General features: G+C 47.8%; 14 protein-coding genes. 6 read left to right on the forward strand and 8 right to left on the reverse strand.

Translation table 11 applies throughout. The features are described 5' to 3' along the window. Positions 1 to 91: 91 nt before the first annotated feature. Genes VJB08_00835 through VJB08_00850 form a run of 4 tightly spaced genes read right to left on the reverse strand, consistent with a single transcriptional unit; the run spans position 92 to position 4,577 of the window. Complete coding sequence (locus VJB08_00835) at positions 92 to 1,297, reverse strand: ABC transporter permease (GenBank protein ID HLD42515.1); 1,206 nt, start codon at positions 1,295 to 1,297, stop codon at positions 92 to 94. Beyond that, positions 1,294 to 2,520 carry an ABC transporter permease gene (locus VJB08_00840; GenBank protein HLD42516.1) on the reverse strand — a complete coding sequence of 409 codons (1,227 nt, stop codon included), beginning with the start codon at positions 2,518 to 2,520 and terminating at the stop codon, positions 1,294 to 1,296. The genes VJB08_00835 and VJB08_00840 overlap by 4 nt, the downstream gene beginning before the upstream one ends. Next, a complete protein-coding gene (locus VJB08_00845; protein ID HLD42517.1) occupies positions 2,517 to 3,872 on the reverse strand; it encodes a hypothetical protein in 1,356 nt (451 codons plus the stop codon). The genes VJB08_00840 and VJB08_00845 overlap by 4 nt, the downstream gene beginning before the upstream one ends. A gap of 24 nt (positions 3,873 to 3,896) precedes the next feature. Then, on the reverse strand, positions 3,897 to 4,577 hold the full coding sequence (locus VJB08_00850; protein ID HLD42518.1) for an ABC transporter ATP-binding protein: 681 nt from the start codon (positions 4,575 to 4,577) through the stop codon (positions 3,897 to 3,899). A 50-nt stretch (positions 4,578 to 4,627) separates the two neighbouring features. Here VJB08_00850 and VJB08_00855 point away from each other — a divergent pair, with 50 nt between their 5' ends. From VJB08_00855 to VJB08_00870, 4 genes are all read left to right on the forward strand, one after another. Continuing rightward, entirely contained in the window at positions 4,628 to 5,221 is a 594-nt protein-coding gene (locus tag VJB08_00855) for a hypothetical protein (GenBank protein HLD42519.1), read from the forward strand. Next, positions 5,218 to 5,934, forward strand: a complete 717-nt coding sequence (locus VJB08_00860; GenBank protein ID HLD42520.1) for a hypothetical protein — start codon at positions 5,218 to 5,220, stop codon at positions 5,932 to 5,934. The genes VJB08_00855 and VJB08_00860 overlap by 4 nt, the downstream gene beginning before the upstream one ends. Positions 5,935 to 6,000: 66 nt before the next feature. After that, on the forward strand, positions 6,001 to 6,606 hold the full coding sequence (locus tag VJB08_00865) for a methyltransferase (GenBank protein ID HLD42521.1): 606 nt from the start codon (positions 6,001 to 6,003) through the stop codon (positions 6,604 to 6,606). A gap of 82 nt (positions 6,607 to 6,688) precedes the next feature. Next, on the forward strand, positions 6,689 to 7,264 hold the full coding sequence (locus VJB08_00870) for a site-2 protease family protein (protein HLD42522.1): 576 nt from the start codon (positions 6,689 to 6,691) through the stop codon (positions 7,262 to 7,264). A 29-nt stretch (positions 7,265 to 7,293) separates the two neighbouring features. Here VJB08_00870 and VJB08_00875 read toward each other — a convergent pair whose 3' ends face one another. Both VJB08_00875 and VJB08_00880 read right to left on the reverse strand, forming a co-directional pair. After that, positions 7,294 to 10,065, reverse strand: a complete 2,772-nt coding sequence (locus tag VJB08_00875) for a hypothetical protein (GenBank protein HLD42523.1) — start codon at positions 10,063 to 10,065, stop codon at positions 7,294 to 7,296. Positions 10,066 to 10,154: 89 nt separating this feature from the next. Further along, a complete protein-coding gene (locus VJB08_00880; GenBank protein ID HLD42524.1) occupies positions 10,155 to 10,304 on the reverse strand; it encodes a hypothetical protein in 150 nt (49 codons plus the stop codon). 241 nt (positions 10,305 to 10,545) lie between these two features. Here VJB08_00880 and VJB08_00885 point away from each other — a divergent pair, with 241 nt between their 5' ends. Next, the gene (locus tag VJB08_00885; GenBank protein ID HLD42525.1) at positions 10,546 to 11,280 is read left to right on the forward strand and encodes a ZIP family metal transporter; all 735 of its coding nucleotides are present in this window, start codon (positions 10,546 to 10,548) and stop codon (positions 11,278 to 11,280) included. 4 nt (positions 11,281 to 11,284) lie between these two features. Here the strand turns inward: VJB08_00885 and VJB08_00890 are convergent, their stop codons facing one another. Continuing rightward, positions 11,285 to 11,779, reverse strand: coding sequence for a hypothetical protein (locus VJB08_00890; protein HLD42526.1), 495 nt, complete (start codon positions 11,777 to 11,779; stop codon positions 11,285 to 11,287). Next, on the reverse strand, positions 11,766 to 12,107 hold the full coding sequence (locus VJB08_00895) for a UPF0175 family protein (protein ID HLD42527.1): 342 nt from the start codon (positions 12,105 to 12,107) through the stop codon (positions 11,766 to 11,768). Before VJB08_00895 ends, VJB08_00890 begins: the two co-directional genes overlap by 14 nt. A gap of 242 nt (positions 12,108 to 12,349) precedes the next feature. Between VJB08_00895 and ppsA the strand changes: the two genes are divergently transcribed. After that, the coding region (gene ppsA, locus VJB08_00900; GenBank protein HLD42528.1) for a phosphoenolpyruvate synthase at positions 12,350 to 14,503 on the forward strand (2,154 nt) is incomplete at its 3' end.

Below are 14,503 nucleotides of genomic sequence, written 5' to 3' on the forward strand. Positions count from 1 at the left end.
CCATTTTCACAGGAGCCCATCAGGGATAGGCAACTCGAGCACATCAGCAGGTCTTGGGCTGATTATCCTGCTCATCCTGCCACCATTGCGATTACTCATACCGCAATGCCTCCACCGGAGGAAGCTTCGCGGCCTGATATGCGGGGAGGGCTCCGGCAATCGCGCCTACAAGGAACGCAAAAAGAATCAGGCTTACCGTGAGGTACCAGGGAAAGACCGGCTTGAGGATAGCGTAGCCATACGCTGAAGCTATGTTCCCTGCTGCGGCAGAGATCAGGTAGCCAAGGAGAACTCCGATGATGCCGCCGACTGCGCCCAGAAACCCTGCCTCAAAGATAAAGATAATGCCTATGTCTGCGTTCCTTGCCCCTATTGCCTTCATGACCCCGATTTCCTTTGTGCGCTCCAAAACAGCAGTATACATTGTGTTCATGATATTGACAGACGCTACGATAAGAGAGATGCATGCAATAAGGACGAGCACGGCATTGATGATAATGATGATTGTCCCAAAGGTTGCCAGCACATCCTCAAAAGTCTGGATATAGAAATCTTCCTTGTCCTTGTCCTGGCCCTTGAATTTCCTGAGCTTTTCCCTGATCTTATCGGCAAGGTCTGCTGTTGCAGTTCCATCTGCCCTGATCATGGCATAGCCGAACTTGTCCTTTGTATCGTAGAGAAGCTCCATCTGGCGTTTGGTGACATAGATATTTGAGTCGTCCTGGGGATTCCCAATCTCCTCATAAAAACCGATGACCTCAAAGGGCTGCCCGTTAATCTTCACCTTGTCGCCGAGGCTGATTCCGGACCTGAAGATGCTTTCCGGGATTTGGTAGTTGTAGCCAAGGATGGCCTTGCCTAACTCGCCTTTCTTGAATTCCCTTCCGCTGCTTACCTGAACTGTAAAGACCTCAGTGATGAACCTCTGCTTCTCGGGATTGATGCCTATCAGAAAGCGGAATTTCTTCTCATCCTTGAATTCAAGCTCGCCTGCTTTGGTATAGATGCCTTCGACTTCGTCAATTCCCTGGATCTTTCCGATGAAGTCAAGATCGTCCTGGGAAAGGAAAAACGTCGTGTCAATGCCTGGGGCTCCGGTTCCCTTTGCCTGGATGAAGAGCTTGTCCCTGCCTGCCTGGTCTGCCAAGGTGTCAACATACTTTTGGATGCCCAGCCCGAAGCTCACCAAAGAGAAGATTGCGGCAATCCCGATGAGGATGGAAAGGACTGTGAGCCAGCTGCGCATTTTCCGATGGAGGAGGCTTTGAATGGAGTATTTGATTTCATCAGGGTTCATTTTGCATACCTCAATGCTTCAACCGGCTGCATACGGGATGCCTGGTAGGCTGGAAGCAGGCCAGCAGCAAGACCTACAAGGAATGAGAAGAGGAGGGAGCCTATGACCAGAAATGGAGTAACTCTGGCTTGGAGGAGATCTGACCCTACTGCGAGGCTTCCCAGGAAAGCAAGGCCGTAGGCAAACGAAATCCCAAAGAGGACGCCAACAATGCCGCCCACCATGCCGAGGAAGCCTGACTCTATCGAGAAGAGTATGAAGATGACCTTGTTCTTCGCGCCGATGGACTTCATAATGCCGATTTCCTTTGTGCGCTCCAAAACAGCAGTATACATTGTGTTCATGATGCCGATCCCGCCCACAAGCAGGGAGATTGAAGCAATGATGTAGATGAAAAGCTGGACAGCAAACAGCGTGGAGTTCAGGGTTTCCAGGATGTTCTGCGGGCTCTGGACCTCAAAGTCCTCTTCCCCTTTTTTGACATCGCGCTCCTTCCGGAGGAGCTTTTCAATATCCTCTTTTACTGTAAGTATGGCGTTTTCGTCCTTTACCTTCACACCAATGACGTTTACTGTTCCGTCATCACCGAAATCCTCCAGAAGGGTGTCCTCGTTGACAACAAGAGCATTGTCCAGGATAAAGCTCCCTTTTTTTTCAAGGATGCCAATAACCTCATACGGGATTCCATTAAGCAGGACTGCGTCCCCTGTCCGGATCCCTGCTCTTCCCCAGACTTCTGGATCCTGGAAGTTGCTGCCGATAAACACCTTGGCCTTGTCGCCATCTTTAAGCAGCCTTCCTGCTGAAGCTTCCAGATTGAGCATCCCCTCCACAATCTTCCGGTTTTCCTTTGAGGGCATGGAAACCAGGCTGACAATCTCCTGGCGCCTATTGAATTCCAGCGTGGCTGTCCTGAGGTATCGGTTTATGGACGCCTCTACGCCGTCGATCCTTCCAATCTTCTCAGCAAGATCATCGCTCAGGGGCGTGGCAACTGCAGTTCCTGGCGGGCCTGCAAAATTGATGCCTGATGCCTGGACGCTCAGGACATCTGATCCCAGGAAGCCGAATTGGGAAGTGACTGCAGCCCTCAGCCCTTCTCCAAGACCGATAAGGCTTACAATGGCTGCAATGCCGATGAAGATGCCAATCATGGTGAGCCAGCTTCTGAGCTTCCGCTTAATCAGATTCTTAAGAGAAATATAGATATAATCCCGAATCATTTTTTGCGTTTTCTATAGGCATAGACCCCGGCTGCTGCCAGGGCCAAGACAATGAGGATGCCGATAAGGGGATTGCTCTTCTTGAAGCCGAGCTTTTTCAGCTCTGAAGTTGAGTAGAGCGTAAGAGGAACAAGGATGTCTTGCGTGTATGCCTTATTGTTTGCATCCTTATATACAAGATGCAATGGCAGGGCCACCTGCTTTTGAGCTGCGCCTACATACAGGTCAAATTCTGCTGTCTCATAGTCATCTGAATCAATGTGGCCAACATAGACCTCAGGGGAAGAGAGCAGGGTTACTGCGGTATCGGGCTCGAGATAGATGCTGAGGAACTTGATATCAGTAACTCCCCTGTTGACAATGCGCACAGCCACGGTTCCCTTTGACTTCCCGCTTTTGATCTCTGAGGAGTCAAGGGTGACGCTCAGGTCGGGTATATCCCCTATCCTCAAGCCGATAGTTGCATTTCTCTCGTAATGCGTTCCTGAGTTGTCATCATAGTTAAGGAAGACGGGTATCTTTACGATTCCGGCTTTCGCGTCTGATTCTGCAGCAAGGGTGAAGTTGAGCTGGCTGAAGGAGCGCCTGTCCAGGATGGCTATTGCCTTTTCGTTTGATGAATCCAAAGGCACAAGCGGAGTGCCCTTAAGGTCAAGGGTTGCGCGGATGTTCCGCAAGGGAGAGTCAGCAAGGTTGTGGAGAGTAATCGAGACTGCTGAAGCCTCGCCTGGCCTGATGCTGGCTGGCCTGGCAAGGGCAGATTCGATCAGCAGTATGGCGTCTCTGGTCTTGATACGGACGAGATATGGATCGAGAGTAATCCAGCTCTTTCCATTATCAGCTGAATAGCGAAGCCTGATCTGATTATCACCTTCCACTGCATCAAGGTCCACCTTGAGCTTCCAGAAGACAATAATTCCTTTCTCTCCTATTTGCCTTCCGTTGAGGGAGCCTATCTTTTTTGCAGCAGAGTCTCCGGGCAGCAGGGAGAAGGGATGTTCAGGGAGGAGTTCTACCCAGATATTCTCTGTCTTGGTTGAGCCGAAATTCTCAACTTTCCATCTGAGTTCAACATACTCGCCTGGCTCAACAGGGTCAGGAATCTGGTTGACGAAGGTGTGGTCTACGTTACTCCTGTTGATGTCGCTTTTGTTCGAAAAAGTGATTAGAGGGGAATCCAGTTCAGTGATGCCGCGTTCTTTTACAGTTGTGGGAAGGTCTGCTGCAACAATGAGCGCCAGAGACGCCAGAGAAGCAATCCCGGCAATCACCAAGAAGGCGATGAAGAGGATAGGCACAAAAAAGAGGGATAGAGATTGAAGAGGAGTCTTAGATTGAAAAGAGTTCTTCATGTGGATTCCACCAATGCTTATTGTTTATAAATGTTTCACAATCTGCCCGTCTTTGATGTGAGTGATACGCTGGGCTATCCTTGCGAGATGGGGGTCATGTGTGACCATCACGACTGTCTTTTTCTCTTTCTTATTAAGCTGCTTAAGGAACTCTATGACAGTATCGCCTGTCTTGGTGTCTAAGTTTCCTGTAGGCTCATCTGCAAGGATCACGTCAGGGTCGTTCGCAAGAGACCGGGCAATTGCAACGCGCTGCTGCTGCCCGCCTGAAAGCTCAGCAGGCCTATGGCTCATGCGATCACCCAAGTCGACAAGAGTGAGCAGCTCTTTTGCCCTGGACAGGCGGGTTTCGCGAGGCACAGCCTGGAAAATCATCGGGAGCGCCACATTTTCAAGGGCTGAGAGCGCCGGGATGAGATTGAACTGCTGGAAGATGAAGCCTATCTTCTTTCCCCTCACGGCTGCAAGATCAGATTCAGAGAGGCTTGAGATATCCTTTCCCTCCAGATAAATCCTTCCCCGGGTGGGGATGTCCAGGCAGCCTACCATATTGACCATTGTTGACTTTCCTGATCCTGAAGGGCCCATGATAGCCACAAATTCTCCTGTCCTGATGTCAAGTGAAACTCCTCTGAGGGCATGTACCTTGACCTCCCCCATACTATAGGTTTTCCAGACATCTTCGAGATGGATTACTTTGTTCATAGTGTTCATAGCACAGAAAAACTTTTAAAGTGTGCCCAGGTTCTTAAGGTATGGTGCAAGACCGGAGAGAGATGTATAAAAAGCTTATGGTGTTCCTGCTTGCTGGCATCATGATCAGCAGCGTGTTTGGGGTTATTTTCTTCGGATTTGGAGGAAGCAATGGAGATTCCCTGCAGTACAATGGGTTTGAGTTTGTTCGGGTGTCAGGGGGCTATCAGCTTCAGACTGAACGGACAACGATCACGTTTAGCCATTTTCCGTCAGAGCTGTCTTATGAAGTCCAGAACGGCACAGATGATATCCTTCAAGGCCAGAAGCAGTTCCTGTATACCTCTGATTTTCATGACAGGCTGAACCAGACTATTGCGTTAGTCCATTATAACCTGGCCCCCCTGTTCCAGGAGGAATTTGGGGTCTCTCTCATTCCTGCATATACATCAAATGTCTCAGGATTTCCGGCTGCAGATTGCAGGAATGCAACTGCCATCCTTCCGGTTATCCTTACAAAAAGCGCTGATATAAGCAGAATTTCGCTCAATGACAGCTGCATTGTGCTCGAGGCTGCCGAGCCTGAGGACCTTATCTCTCTTCACGAGCTTATCCTCTACAGGATGCTGGGAGTTATCGAAGGAGGAACCACGTGAGAGAGATTGAGTCCCCTATTGAAGGAAATCTTGGCAAAGAAGCTGGCAAAGAGGATACGCAGCCACAAGGCTATGAGCCTGGCCAGGATGAACTAGGGGATGAGGCTCATGTTGATGAGAAAAAAGAGAACAGAAAACTGGGCATGATCGTTATATCGCTCGTAGCCCTCTTCCTTTTGTTTATCGGGGTGTTTCTTTACAGCAAATCGCAAGGGCCTGTGGTGCCAACCTACACCTACAACGGGTTTGTAGTTGAGAAGGTTGCCGGGCTGTGGAATACTGAATGGCAGAGGGGAGATACTGTGTATAAGATCCATCTGAGGTATGGGCCAAGAGAGGCTGAGGATGTCTCACTGGAGTTTGCAGATGAGTTTGTGATCACGAATACCACCTACATCACCTTTGATCCTGAAGGGGAGGATCTCGGCTATGTTGCGCTTGCGAGCGCTGAAATCACTTTGAGCCTGTCAAATGTGTTTGGCATCCAGGCTGTTGCTGCATGCTCCAGAAATGCGACTGATGCGTGCCATACGAGGCCTATTGTGAACTGCGAGATCAGTAATGGCACCACCGAGAGCATTATCTTTATTAAAGAACATCCTGAACCAAAGGTGAGCGTTCAGGATAACTGCCTTGTTATCCAGGGGAGGAAGGAAGAGATTGTGAGGGCGGCTGACAAGGTCATCTGGAAGTGGTATGGGATAATCAAATAGGCGGCCAGATTCTGCCATAATTTTGCGTAGACAAATTTATAAGTCGAATACGTTTCTTACGGGTACATGAAAAAACATCTTCATTACTATTCCAGAAAGCAAGATTCGCCCTTGCGGCAGCAGATGATCCGGGCAAGGCTTCTTGGCAGGGAATTCTCTTTTTTAACAGGATCCGGGGTTTTCTCAAAAGACAGGATTGATGCCGGGACGTTGGTGTTGATTGACCATATGATCATTAAGGACGGCTGGGATGTCCTTGACTTAGGATGTGGGTATGGCGCTGTGGGGATTTGTATTGCGAAGAATTTTACGAAGTGTGAGGTTGTTATGTCTGACATCAATGAGCGGGCTGCCAGGCTTGCAAGGCGGAATATGTCGCTTAATGATGTCCAGAATGCTGAGGCAAGGATGGGGGATAGTTTTGAGAATATCAGTGCTGATGAGAAGTTTGACACTATCCTTATCAACCCTCCAAGGATGGCCGGGAGAGAGGTGTGCTTCAGGATGATAGAGGAGTCGTTTCAGCATTTGAAGAAAAACGGCTTGCTACAGGCGGTTGCGAAGCATAACATCGGAGGAAGGGAATTATCAAAGAAGATGAAAGAAGTCTTTGGGAATGTTAAAGAGGCCGGGAAAAAGTCAGGGTATCGGGTGTATGTGAGTGAGAAGTGATGTGGTTTGTTATAAGTCATAAGAGGGTTATAAAATTTTTAATACGAAACATAAATAAAGAGGACTTGGTGAGCTAGGAGATATGGTCTTTCTAACGATTGCAGAGATTCTGGACATGGCGATCATGATAGCCTTTGTAGGATTTATTTTCAAAGATGCGTTTCCACGGCAAAGGGTAGATGATCCTATTGCATATTACACCAATGCCAGCCGAAGCGATTTCTGGTTTGCTGTCATGGCTGTTGCTCCTGCCATCATCCTGCATGAGTTCGGGCATAAGCTGATTGCTGTTGCATTTGGCCTTCAGGCATCATTCAATGCAGCATACGGATGGCTTATCCTTGGAACGCTGCTGAAGCTGATGAACTTTGGATTTATCTTCTTTGTCCCTGCGTATGTCTCATTTGGCTGTGCTGGTTTTGGGTGTGTGATTCTGCCCTGGCAGAATATCCTTATTGCCTTTGCAGGGCCTTTGGTGAACCTGCTCCTCTGGGGAGTTGCCTCTGTCCTGCTTTATCAGAAAGGGATTAAGGAGCAGCATCGGGATATCCTGTTCCTGACGAAAAGGATCAATATGTTCTTGTTTGTCTTTAATATGATACCGATTCCGGGATTTGACGGGCACAAGGTCCTCCTGGGAATCTTCCAGCTGTTTTGAAGTTCAGTTTGAATTTCAGTTCCGGCAAATCATTCTGCCAATCGCCTTCTGTAGTAGAAGAACATGCCTGTCAGGAGGATGCCGATCATTGCCATTTCCACTGTGAACAATGCTGCTGGCGACCGCTTCTTGGAAAGCAGAGGCAGGTAAGGAGTATAGGTTCTGGTGATGAGAGTTTGGCACCCCGCAACTGCGCTTTGGATGAGGCTTGTGGCGTTCTCATAGGCGCCATGGTCAGCTGCTGATTCTGCTGCTTCCAATACCTCTCCAAGCTCGAGGCACTCTGGATTTTCCCTGAACAGGTCTGCGGCAAAGAGAATCTCCTTGATGACGACATCCCGTCTCCTGAAGTCTTTCTCTTTGACGTCGATGAATATCTTCACCGTGTCTTCTGCAGGAGGATCGGCTGCGCTTCCCTTGATTTCGATTGCATAGCGGCCTGGCTTTGAGAGAGGCAGGGAGGTTATGGCAAGCTGGAACGATTCCTGCTGGCCTATCACCAGCTTCTCATAGGATCTTCTGGAGAGAGAGAAGGACACTTCTGAGCTGTTGGAGATGCCGGCCAGCCCGACATCAGCCAGGGTTTTCTTTCCGTCGTTCTTTATGGATATTGTTGTTGTCAGGGTCTGGTCAGGCTCAACTACCAGAGGCTCGGGGGCGTCAAGGCTGAGGCTTGCAATAGGAGGCTCGGGTATCGGAGCAGGAGGCTGGCTGGTTGGGGCTCCAATGCCGACCTCTTGTGTGAGGGTTGTCTTATCTTCTGCGAAAAGGTAGATGGTTCCGTTCTGGGATAGAGTTGCTGAAATGACGTTTCCGGCAGTATCGAGAGTTGCGGACTGCTGGGTAAAGCTACAGGACTGGAGATTCTGGCAGGTATAGAGGACAAGATTTGATTCGTCCTCCAGGACTAATGAGATAGCGCTATAGTCCCAGCTCACCGAAAGGTTATTGTAATCTGTCATGTTTGTAATGGCCTGGAATTCGAGCACGCTTCGTTTATTGCTGGGAGCTGCATGCAGCTTTCCAAGGGGGGTGTAGTTGAAGGTAAAGACTTCTGTGTAATTCTGCACATAGCTGAGATTCGTGAAATTAACAGTATTGAGGATGAGGCTTGGGTTGGCTGTTGCAGCCTCTGCAGAATAATGGGATCCGTTATAGATGCTGAAATTGTTCCCTGCCATGATGCGTTCATTGGTGCACACATCCCTGAGATAAAATGCCTGGACATTGGTGCCTGTAAGGTTGATGGTTTTTGATGCAGATCCATTGGCAAAGGAGGTAAAGCTTGAGTTAAGGGACTGGATGTTATTGGCTGCATCAACGACTGTGCCTGTGATGTTAAACGTGCCTGTCTCATTGATGCGGAATGAAGCATAGTAGGTGTATGCGAGCCGGGAGCGGCTTAGCCTGTCGATTGAGAGGTTCACAATTCCGCTTGTTGGGGTTTGGATTGTTATGTTTGAAAAGTTTGAGATGGTCTGGAGCGCGGCTTTCATCTGCAGCGTGATGTTTGTGTTGTTGGTTGCATAGGTTTCGTTCGCGCAGACATAATTGATGGAGATAGAAGAGGCTGACGTGTTGCGGATGAGGATTTCTGAGATAACTGTGGTATTGACGGCAACAGAGGTATTGTAGCCATACGCAGTTAGGTTATACACTCCGGGATCCATGTCGAGTGTGACTGGAAGAGTCCAAGTTGAGGAGAAGGTTGCGTTGGTGAAGTTCTTTCCAGCCAGGGTGATAGTGACGTTGTTGATCCAGTTGTTGCTGTCTGTCTCGGATAAGGTGAGGGTTATGGTGTCTCCAAAGTTATGCTGCGAGCTGTTTTCAGGTGAAGTGATATTCAGGGTTGCTCTCTTGATGTCAAAGGTCAGGGTTTCTGAATAAGCGGAATAATTATACCCGTCAAATGCACGGACGCGAACATAGCGCAACCCATTCGTGAGTGTGTTGTTGGTGAAGAGTGTGGAATAGGATGCTTGTGAGATATTGGCTACAATCAGGTCATAGGCTGTGAAGTCTGCATCCTGGCCTGCTTCAAGGAAGTAGGTTATGGTGTCGTTCTCTGGGTCAGTTGAGCCTGTCCATGTAAACTGGATATTGTCAGAGGAACGCAGGGAGTTGTTGGCAGGAGTGAGGAATGAGACTGCTGCTGGAACGTCTCGGTTTGCCACTGAGAATGATTGTAAGGAGCCTGAGGTCGCATTATTGAGGGAGTCATTGGCATACCATTGATAGCCTATTGTTTCACCATTTGAGAAGTTTCCTGAGCCAATGATGAAGGCGTAGACAGGGCCTGGCTGCGCGAGAGTGATGTTCTGCCAGCTGCCTGTCCAGTTTCCTGATATCCAGACTGTATTGAGGCTCAAGTCGGTTATAGTGGCATTCACAGTAACGCTGGTGTTTATGAAGATGACATCCGGATTCCTTGTTTCAGCTGTGATGTTAGGAGCCAGGATATCGAGGATATAGCGGAATGCTGAGGTTGAGGTATTCCGGTTTCCTGAGGAATCTACTGCAACGGCCTTCCATGTCCAGGTCTTGTTTGCTGGCCAGATATCTGGTATGAGGATAGAGTTGTTTGTTGTGTTGTAGGTATAATTGATCTTATCAAAGGTTCCGGAATCATCTACCTCAACAAGGTAATAGGCGAGGCCTGGAATTGTTGAGCTTGTCCAGTTTAACCTTGGAGTCTGGTTCTTGCTTACTGCGCCATCCTCAGGAAGGAGAAGTGTCAGTGAGGCATCGGGATTTGTTCCTAGAGGCCCTGTTGCGAATCCTGTGATCTGGGGCTTTAGCAACAGGATTGCGCCTCCCAGTACGAGCATGAGGCTCAATAGAAGGAGGGGCAATACAGCAAATGGCTTATTTCCAGAGTTCCCTTCAGGCGTCATTTCCATTTTGCCAGCCTTTTCTTGAGTGTATTGCCTTTTCCGAGGTAGAGGAGGACTTTTTGGCGCACTTTTCCGTGTTCGTAACGGTTTTCAACAAGGTAGAAGTACGTATGCCCTGCTATCTTCTTCTTCCGGATAAAGGCCATTGTTTAGGCACTATGTTTTTGGATATATAAAGCTTATGCTTTGAAGCTTGTTTTTTAGGCAGCTTATTTCTTAGGCACTATAATTTACCACTTTTGTATCTTATTTATGTATTAAGTTTAGGCACTATGTGTTAGTATTTTAGGCATTAGTTACGGTGATTATCCTTTCTTTTTTATTAGAAAAAATCTATTTTTAGGCACTATGAATACTTTTATAAAGGGAGGGAGTCTATGCGTTTCTATGCCAGCAGATGCATGGATTGCAGGGCTGATCAGTGTAGGCATTGTGAGCCTGATCTCACTTGTTGGAGTGGTTATCCTCTGGTTCCGCTATGATCTGGTCAGAAAAGGGATCATCTACCTGGTTGGCTTTTCTGCAGGAACGCTGTTAGGTGGCGTCTTTATCCACCTGCTGCCTGAAGCTGTAAAGGAGGGATTTGAGCTGACGACATCACTTTATATCCTTCTTGGGCTATTGTTTTCTTTCCTTATTGAGAAAGCTGTGCACTGGAAGCATGCTGACAAGCCCCATCATACAAAACCTTTTGCCACCCTTATCCTGGTAGGAGATGGTATCCATAATTTCATTGACGGCCTTATCATTGGAGGAAGCTATCTCGCAAGCTTTCCTGTCGGCTTGGCAACAACATTGGGCGTCGTGTTTCATGAGATCCCCCAGGAGATCGGAGAGTTCGGAGTGCTAATCCATGCGGGGCTGCCAAAGTTCAAGGCATTGCTGTTCAATTTCCTCTCTGCCCTGACTGCCATTCTCGGAACCTTGATGGCGTTGACGTTCGGGGGGGTTGGGTTACAGTCCTTTCTTGTGCCATTCGCGGCCGGTAATTTTATTTACATTGCTGGGGCTGACCTGATTCCGGAACTCAATAAGGAAGTTGGCGTTGAGAAATCAATCTGGCAGTTCGTTTCCATTGTTCTTGGGATGATTGTGATGGTATTGCTGCTGGTTGTGGAATAAAGGGTTACTCTTCAAATATCTTATCTTTTGATGGCACTATAATTTTGTCTTTTTTCTCAATCTCCTCAATTAATTCTTTTACGTATTCTTTGGTTCGTATCTCCTCTTCCCAGAGGTACCGCAATATGGAGTTAAGGGTTAAAGCAGCTACCCCGTGCTTTTCACAAAAATTCAACACTTTTTTCTCATTTGTAAGGAAGACTGCATTCCGTATTTTAGCAACGGCTATACTGTCAGATTCTCCCCTGCCAAAACTCTTTGGCAGTGTTCTTTTGTAGGATGATTCTTCTTGGGATAGGCGAACCATGGTAATGCTGTTTGTTTTGACGAGATTTAGGATCTGTTTTGCGTACTCGTACCCAAGTTCATCGGCTTTCGTTATCTCATTGAAGACATTTGGAGAGATGAAGAGGCGTTTTTCCCTGAAGACAGAGAAGAGAAGAAGCATCTTATCTATTTTTCCAAATGTGGAAAGAATATCCGTATCAATGATGATCATTGTTTTTCTTTAAATTCCGCATCAGATCAACTCCCCTCTTGATTTCTTGCCGTGACTGCCTTGGAACCCTTATCTTAATTCCACGGTCAAGCAGGAGCTTTTTGAACTCCACGAAACTCATTGAAGCAATTTCTGCTGCTTTGCTTAAGGTTACCACTCCTTTTTTGTACATTTCAATAGCTGCAGCTGTTCTGAGCTGACTCTTGGTGTCAAAGAGGTTTCTCAGGGCATCCCTGACTACTTCGGACTTATTGGAATAGTATCCTGCATGAATCACGGCCTCGATTTCTTGTTCATAGAGTTCGGGTATGCTGAACGCGCTTGGCATGTTGATAATAGATGATAACTATTATTATAAAAATGTTTCGGTTTTAGAGAGAGTTTCGAATACATATTTTCTCAGCGTCTGTTTTCCAGTGGAAACTGAGGTCGAGTCCAAAATCAGATATTCTTCTTGGTTTTGCGACGCAGCTGCAATGGAAATAGCGGCGGGATTATTCGAAAATCCCCACTTGTTGTTTACCCATCTGAATCAAAACACATAAATAGGGCAAGTGTTGATGCCTTCTCATGCAGGCCATCAAGTGGTTCAAAGACATCAGAAAGGAGGATGTCGGATCTGTGGGAGGCAAGGGAGCAAACCTTGGCGAGATGTGGAATAATGGATTTCCCGTTCCGGGAGGATTTGCCATTACAGCCCAAGCGTATGCTGAATTCAGGGAAAATGCAGGGATTCGTGATGCGATTAATGATATCCTGAAGACCATCGATGCCGAGGATTCTGAGGATTTGCAGAAGAAAGCCAACAGGATCCAGAAGATTATTGTTGGATCCAGGATTCCTGAAGATATTGCTTCAGAGATTGAGAAAGCATATGATGCATTGGAGGTTATGGAGCAAGGCATGACTGATTCTGCAGATATCGTTGAGGCTGATGAGGAGCCTTTTGTAGCGTGCAGGAGCAGCGCAACTGCAGAGGATCTGCCTGAGGCGAGCTTTGCCGGGCAGCAGGCAACATTTCTGAATGTAAAGGGGGCTTCCCAGGTTCTTGATGCCACAAGAAAATGCTGGGCCTCGCTGTTTACTGCACGGGCAATCTACTATCGCGAGAAGAACAAGTTTGACCATGACCAGGTATTAATTTCTGTGATTGTGCAGAAGATGGTAAATTCTGAGAAGGCAGGGATCATGTTTTCCATCAATCCTGCAACCAATAATTCCAAGGAGATCATGATTGAGGCAGTGTATGGATTAGGAGAGACGATTGTTGGGGGCCAGGTCAATCCGGACCTCTACATTATTGATAAGGAGCTGCTGGAGATCAAGCAGAAAGAGGTCAAATCACAGAGAATCGGGCTGTTCAGGAATTCTGAAGGCAAGAATGTGGAGAGGAACCTTCCTGTGGAGGATCAGGGAAAACAGAAGCTTTCTGACAAGGAGATTGAGGAGCTTGCAGGCATCGGCAAGAAGATTGAGAAGCATTATGGCAAAGCACAGGACATCGAATGGGCTGTTGAAAAGGGCAGGATCTATATTGTGCAGAGCAGGGCTGTGACAACACTCAAAAGAACAGCTGAAGAGCTGAAGGAGGAGGCTGAGGAAGAAGGGAAGATCGAGGGAAACATCCTTACAAAAGGGCTGACTGCTTCAGGCGGAACAGCCTCCGGGCCTGTCAAAGTGATCCATGATCTCAATGAGCTTGACAGGGTGCTTAAGGGAGATGTCCTTGTTGTCTCTATGACTAATCCTGACATGGTTCCTGCGATGAAACGAGCTGCAGCCATTGTAACTGATGAAGGAGGGATTACATGCCATGCTGCTATTGTTTCGAGAGAGATGGGGGTCCCCTGCATTGTTGGAACAACGAATGCAACAAGTGTGTTGAAAGATGGGCAGATCATCACAGTTGCAGCTTCCCATGGTGTGGTGTTTGAAGGAAAAGTGGGGCATGAGACTTCAAGGGAGATCCATGCATTCAAGGCGAGCAAGCTGAGGACAAAGACCCAAGTTAAGGTGATTGCCGATCTGCCGGAATATGCAGAGAGGGCTGCAACAACAGGAGCAGATGGAGTAGGGCTCTGCAGGCTGGAATTTATGATTGCTGACAATGGGGTGCATCCGGCATGGTATATAAGAGAAGGGAAGGAGGGAGAGTATACTGCAATGCTTGTTGAGAACCTTTCAAAGATTGCAGGAGCCTTTGAAGGAAAGCCGGTCTGGGTCAGAACTTCGGATATACGGACAGATGAGTACAGGAACCTGAAGGGAGCTGACAGAGAGCCGAAAGAAAGCGATCCGATGATAGGGTGGCATGCGATACGGAGAGGATTGGATGAGCCGAAGATTTTGAAGGCTGAATTTCAGGCAGTCAAGGAACTGCATAAACGAGGGTTCACGAATGTAGGAGTGATGATCCCTTTTGTGATACGGGCTTCTGAGGTTGCTGCTGCAAAGGAGATTATGAGGGAGGTCGGGATGGAGCCTCTTGAGGATGTTGAGTTTGGGGTTATGGTTGAGACGCCTGCAGCGTGCTGGATTATTGATGAACTGTGCAGGGAGGGGATCAGTTTTGTTTCGTTTGGTACCAATGACCTGACGCAGCTTACGTTAGGGATTGACCGCAATAACGAGAAGATTGCAAAGCTGTTTGATGAGATGCATCCTGCTGTGCTGGGAGAGATCGAGATGGTGCTTTCTGTTGCAAAGAAATACGGAGTCCAGACT

The sequence above is a fragment of the Candidatus Nanoarchaeia archaeon genome (genome assembly GCA_035290625.1).
In the GTDB taxonomy this organism is placed as follows: domain Archaea; phylum Nanobdellota; class Nanobdellia; order Woesearchaeales; family DATDTY01; genus DATDTY01.

What these genes read in the sequence shown, in the direction of transcription:
- VJB08_00850 (HLD42518.1), bottom strand. Translation starts at nt 4,577, where the DNA reads ATGAACAAAGTAATCCATCTCGAAGATGTCTGGAAAACCTATAGTATG.
- VJB08_00845 (HLD42517.1), bottom strand. Translation starts at nt 3,872, where the DNA reads ATGAAGAACTCTTTTCAATCTAAGACTCCTCTTCAATCTCTATCCCTC.
- VJB08_00855 (HLD42519.1), top strand. Translation starts at nt 4,628, where the DNA reads ATGGTGCAAGACCGGAGAGAGATGTATAAAAAGCTTATGGTGTTCCTG.
- VJB08_00840 (HLD42516.1), bottom strand. Translation starts at nt 2,520, where the DNA reads ATGATTCGGGATTATATCTATATTTCTCTTAAGAATCTGATTAAGCGG.
- VJB08_00865 (HLD42521.1), top strand. Translation starts at nt 6,001, where the DNA reads ATGAAAAAACATCTTCATTACTATTCCAGAAAGCAAGATTCGCCCTTG.
- VJB08_00890 (HLD42526.1), bottom strand. Translation starts at nt 11,779, where the DNA reads ATGATCATCATTGATACGGATATTCTTTCCACATTTGGAAAAATAGAT.
- VJB08_00895 (HLD42527.1), bottom strand. Translation starts at nt 12,107, where the DNA reads ATGCCAAGCGCGTTCAGCATACCCGAACTCTATGAACAAGAAATCGAG.
- VJB08_00870 (HLD42522.1), top strand. Translation starts at nt 6,689, where the DNA reads ATGGTCTTTCTAACGATTGCAGAGATTCTGGACATGGCGATCATGATA.
- VJB08_00885 (HLD42525.1), top strand. Translation starts at nt 10,546, where the DNA reads ATGCCAGCAGATGCATGGATTGCAGGGCTGATCAGTGTAGGCATTGTG.
- VJB08_00880 (HLD42524.1), bottom strand. Translation starts at nt 10,304, where the DNA reads ATGGCCTTTATCCGGAAGAAGAAGATAGCAGGGCATACGTACTTCTAC.
- VJB08_00835 (HLD42515.1), bottom strand. Translation starts at nt 1,297, where the DNA reads ATGAACCCTGATGAAATCAAATACTCCATTCAAAGCCTCCTCCATCGG.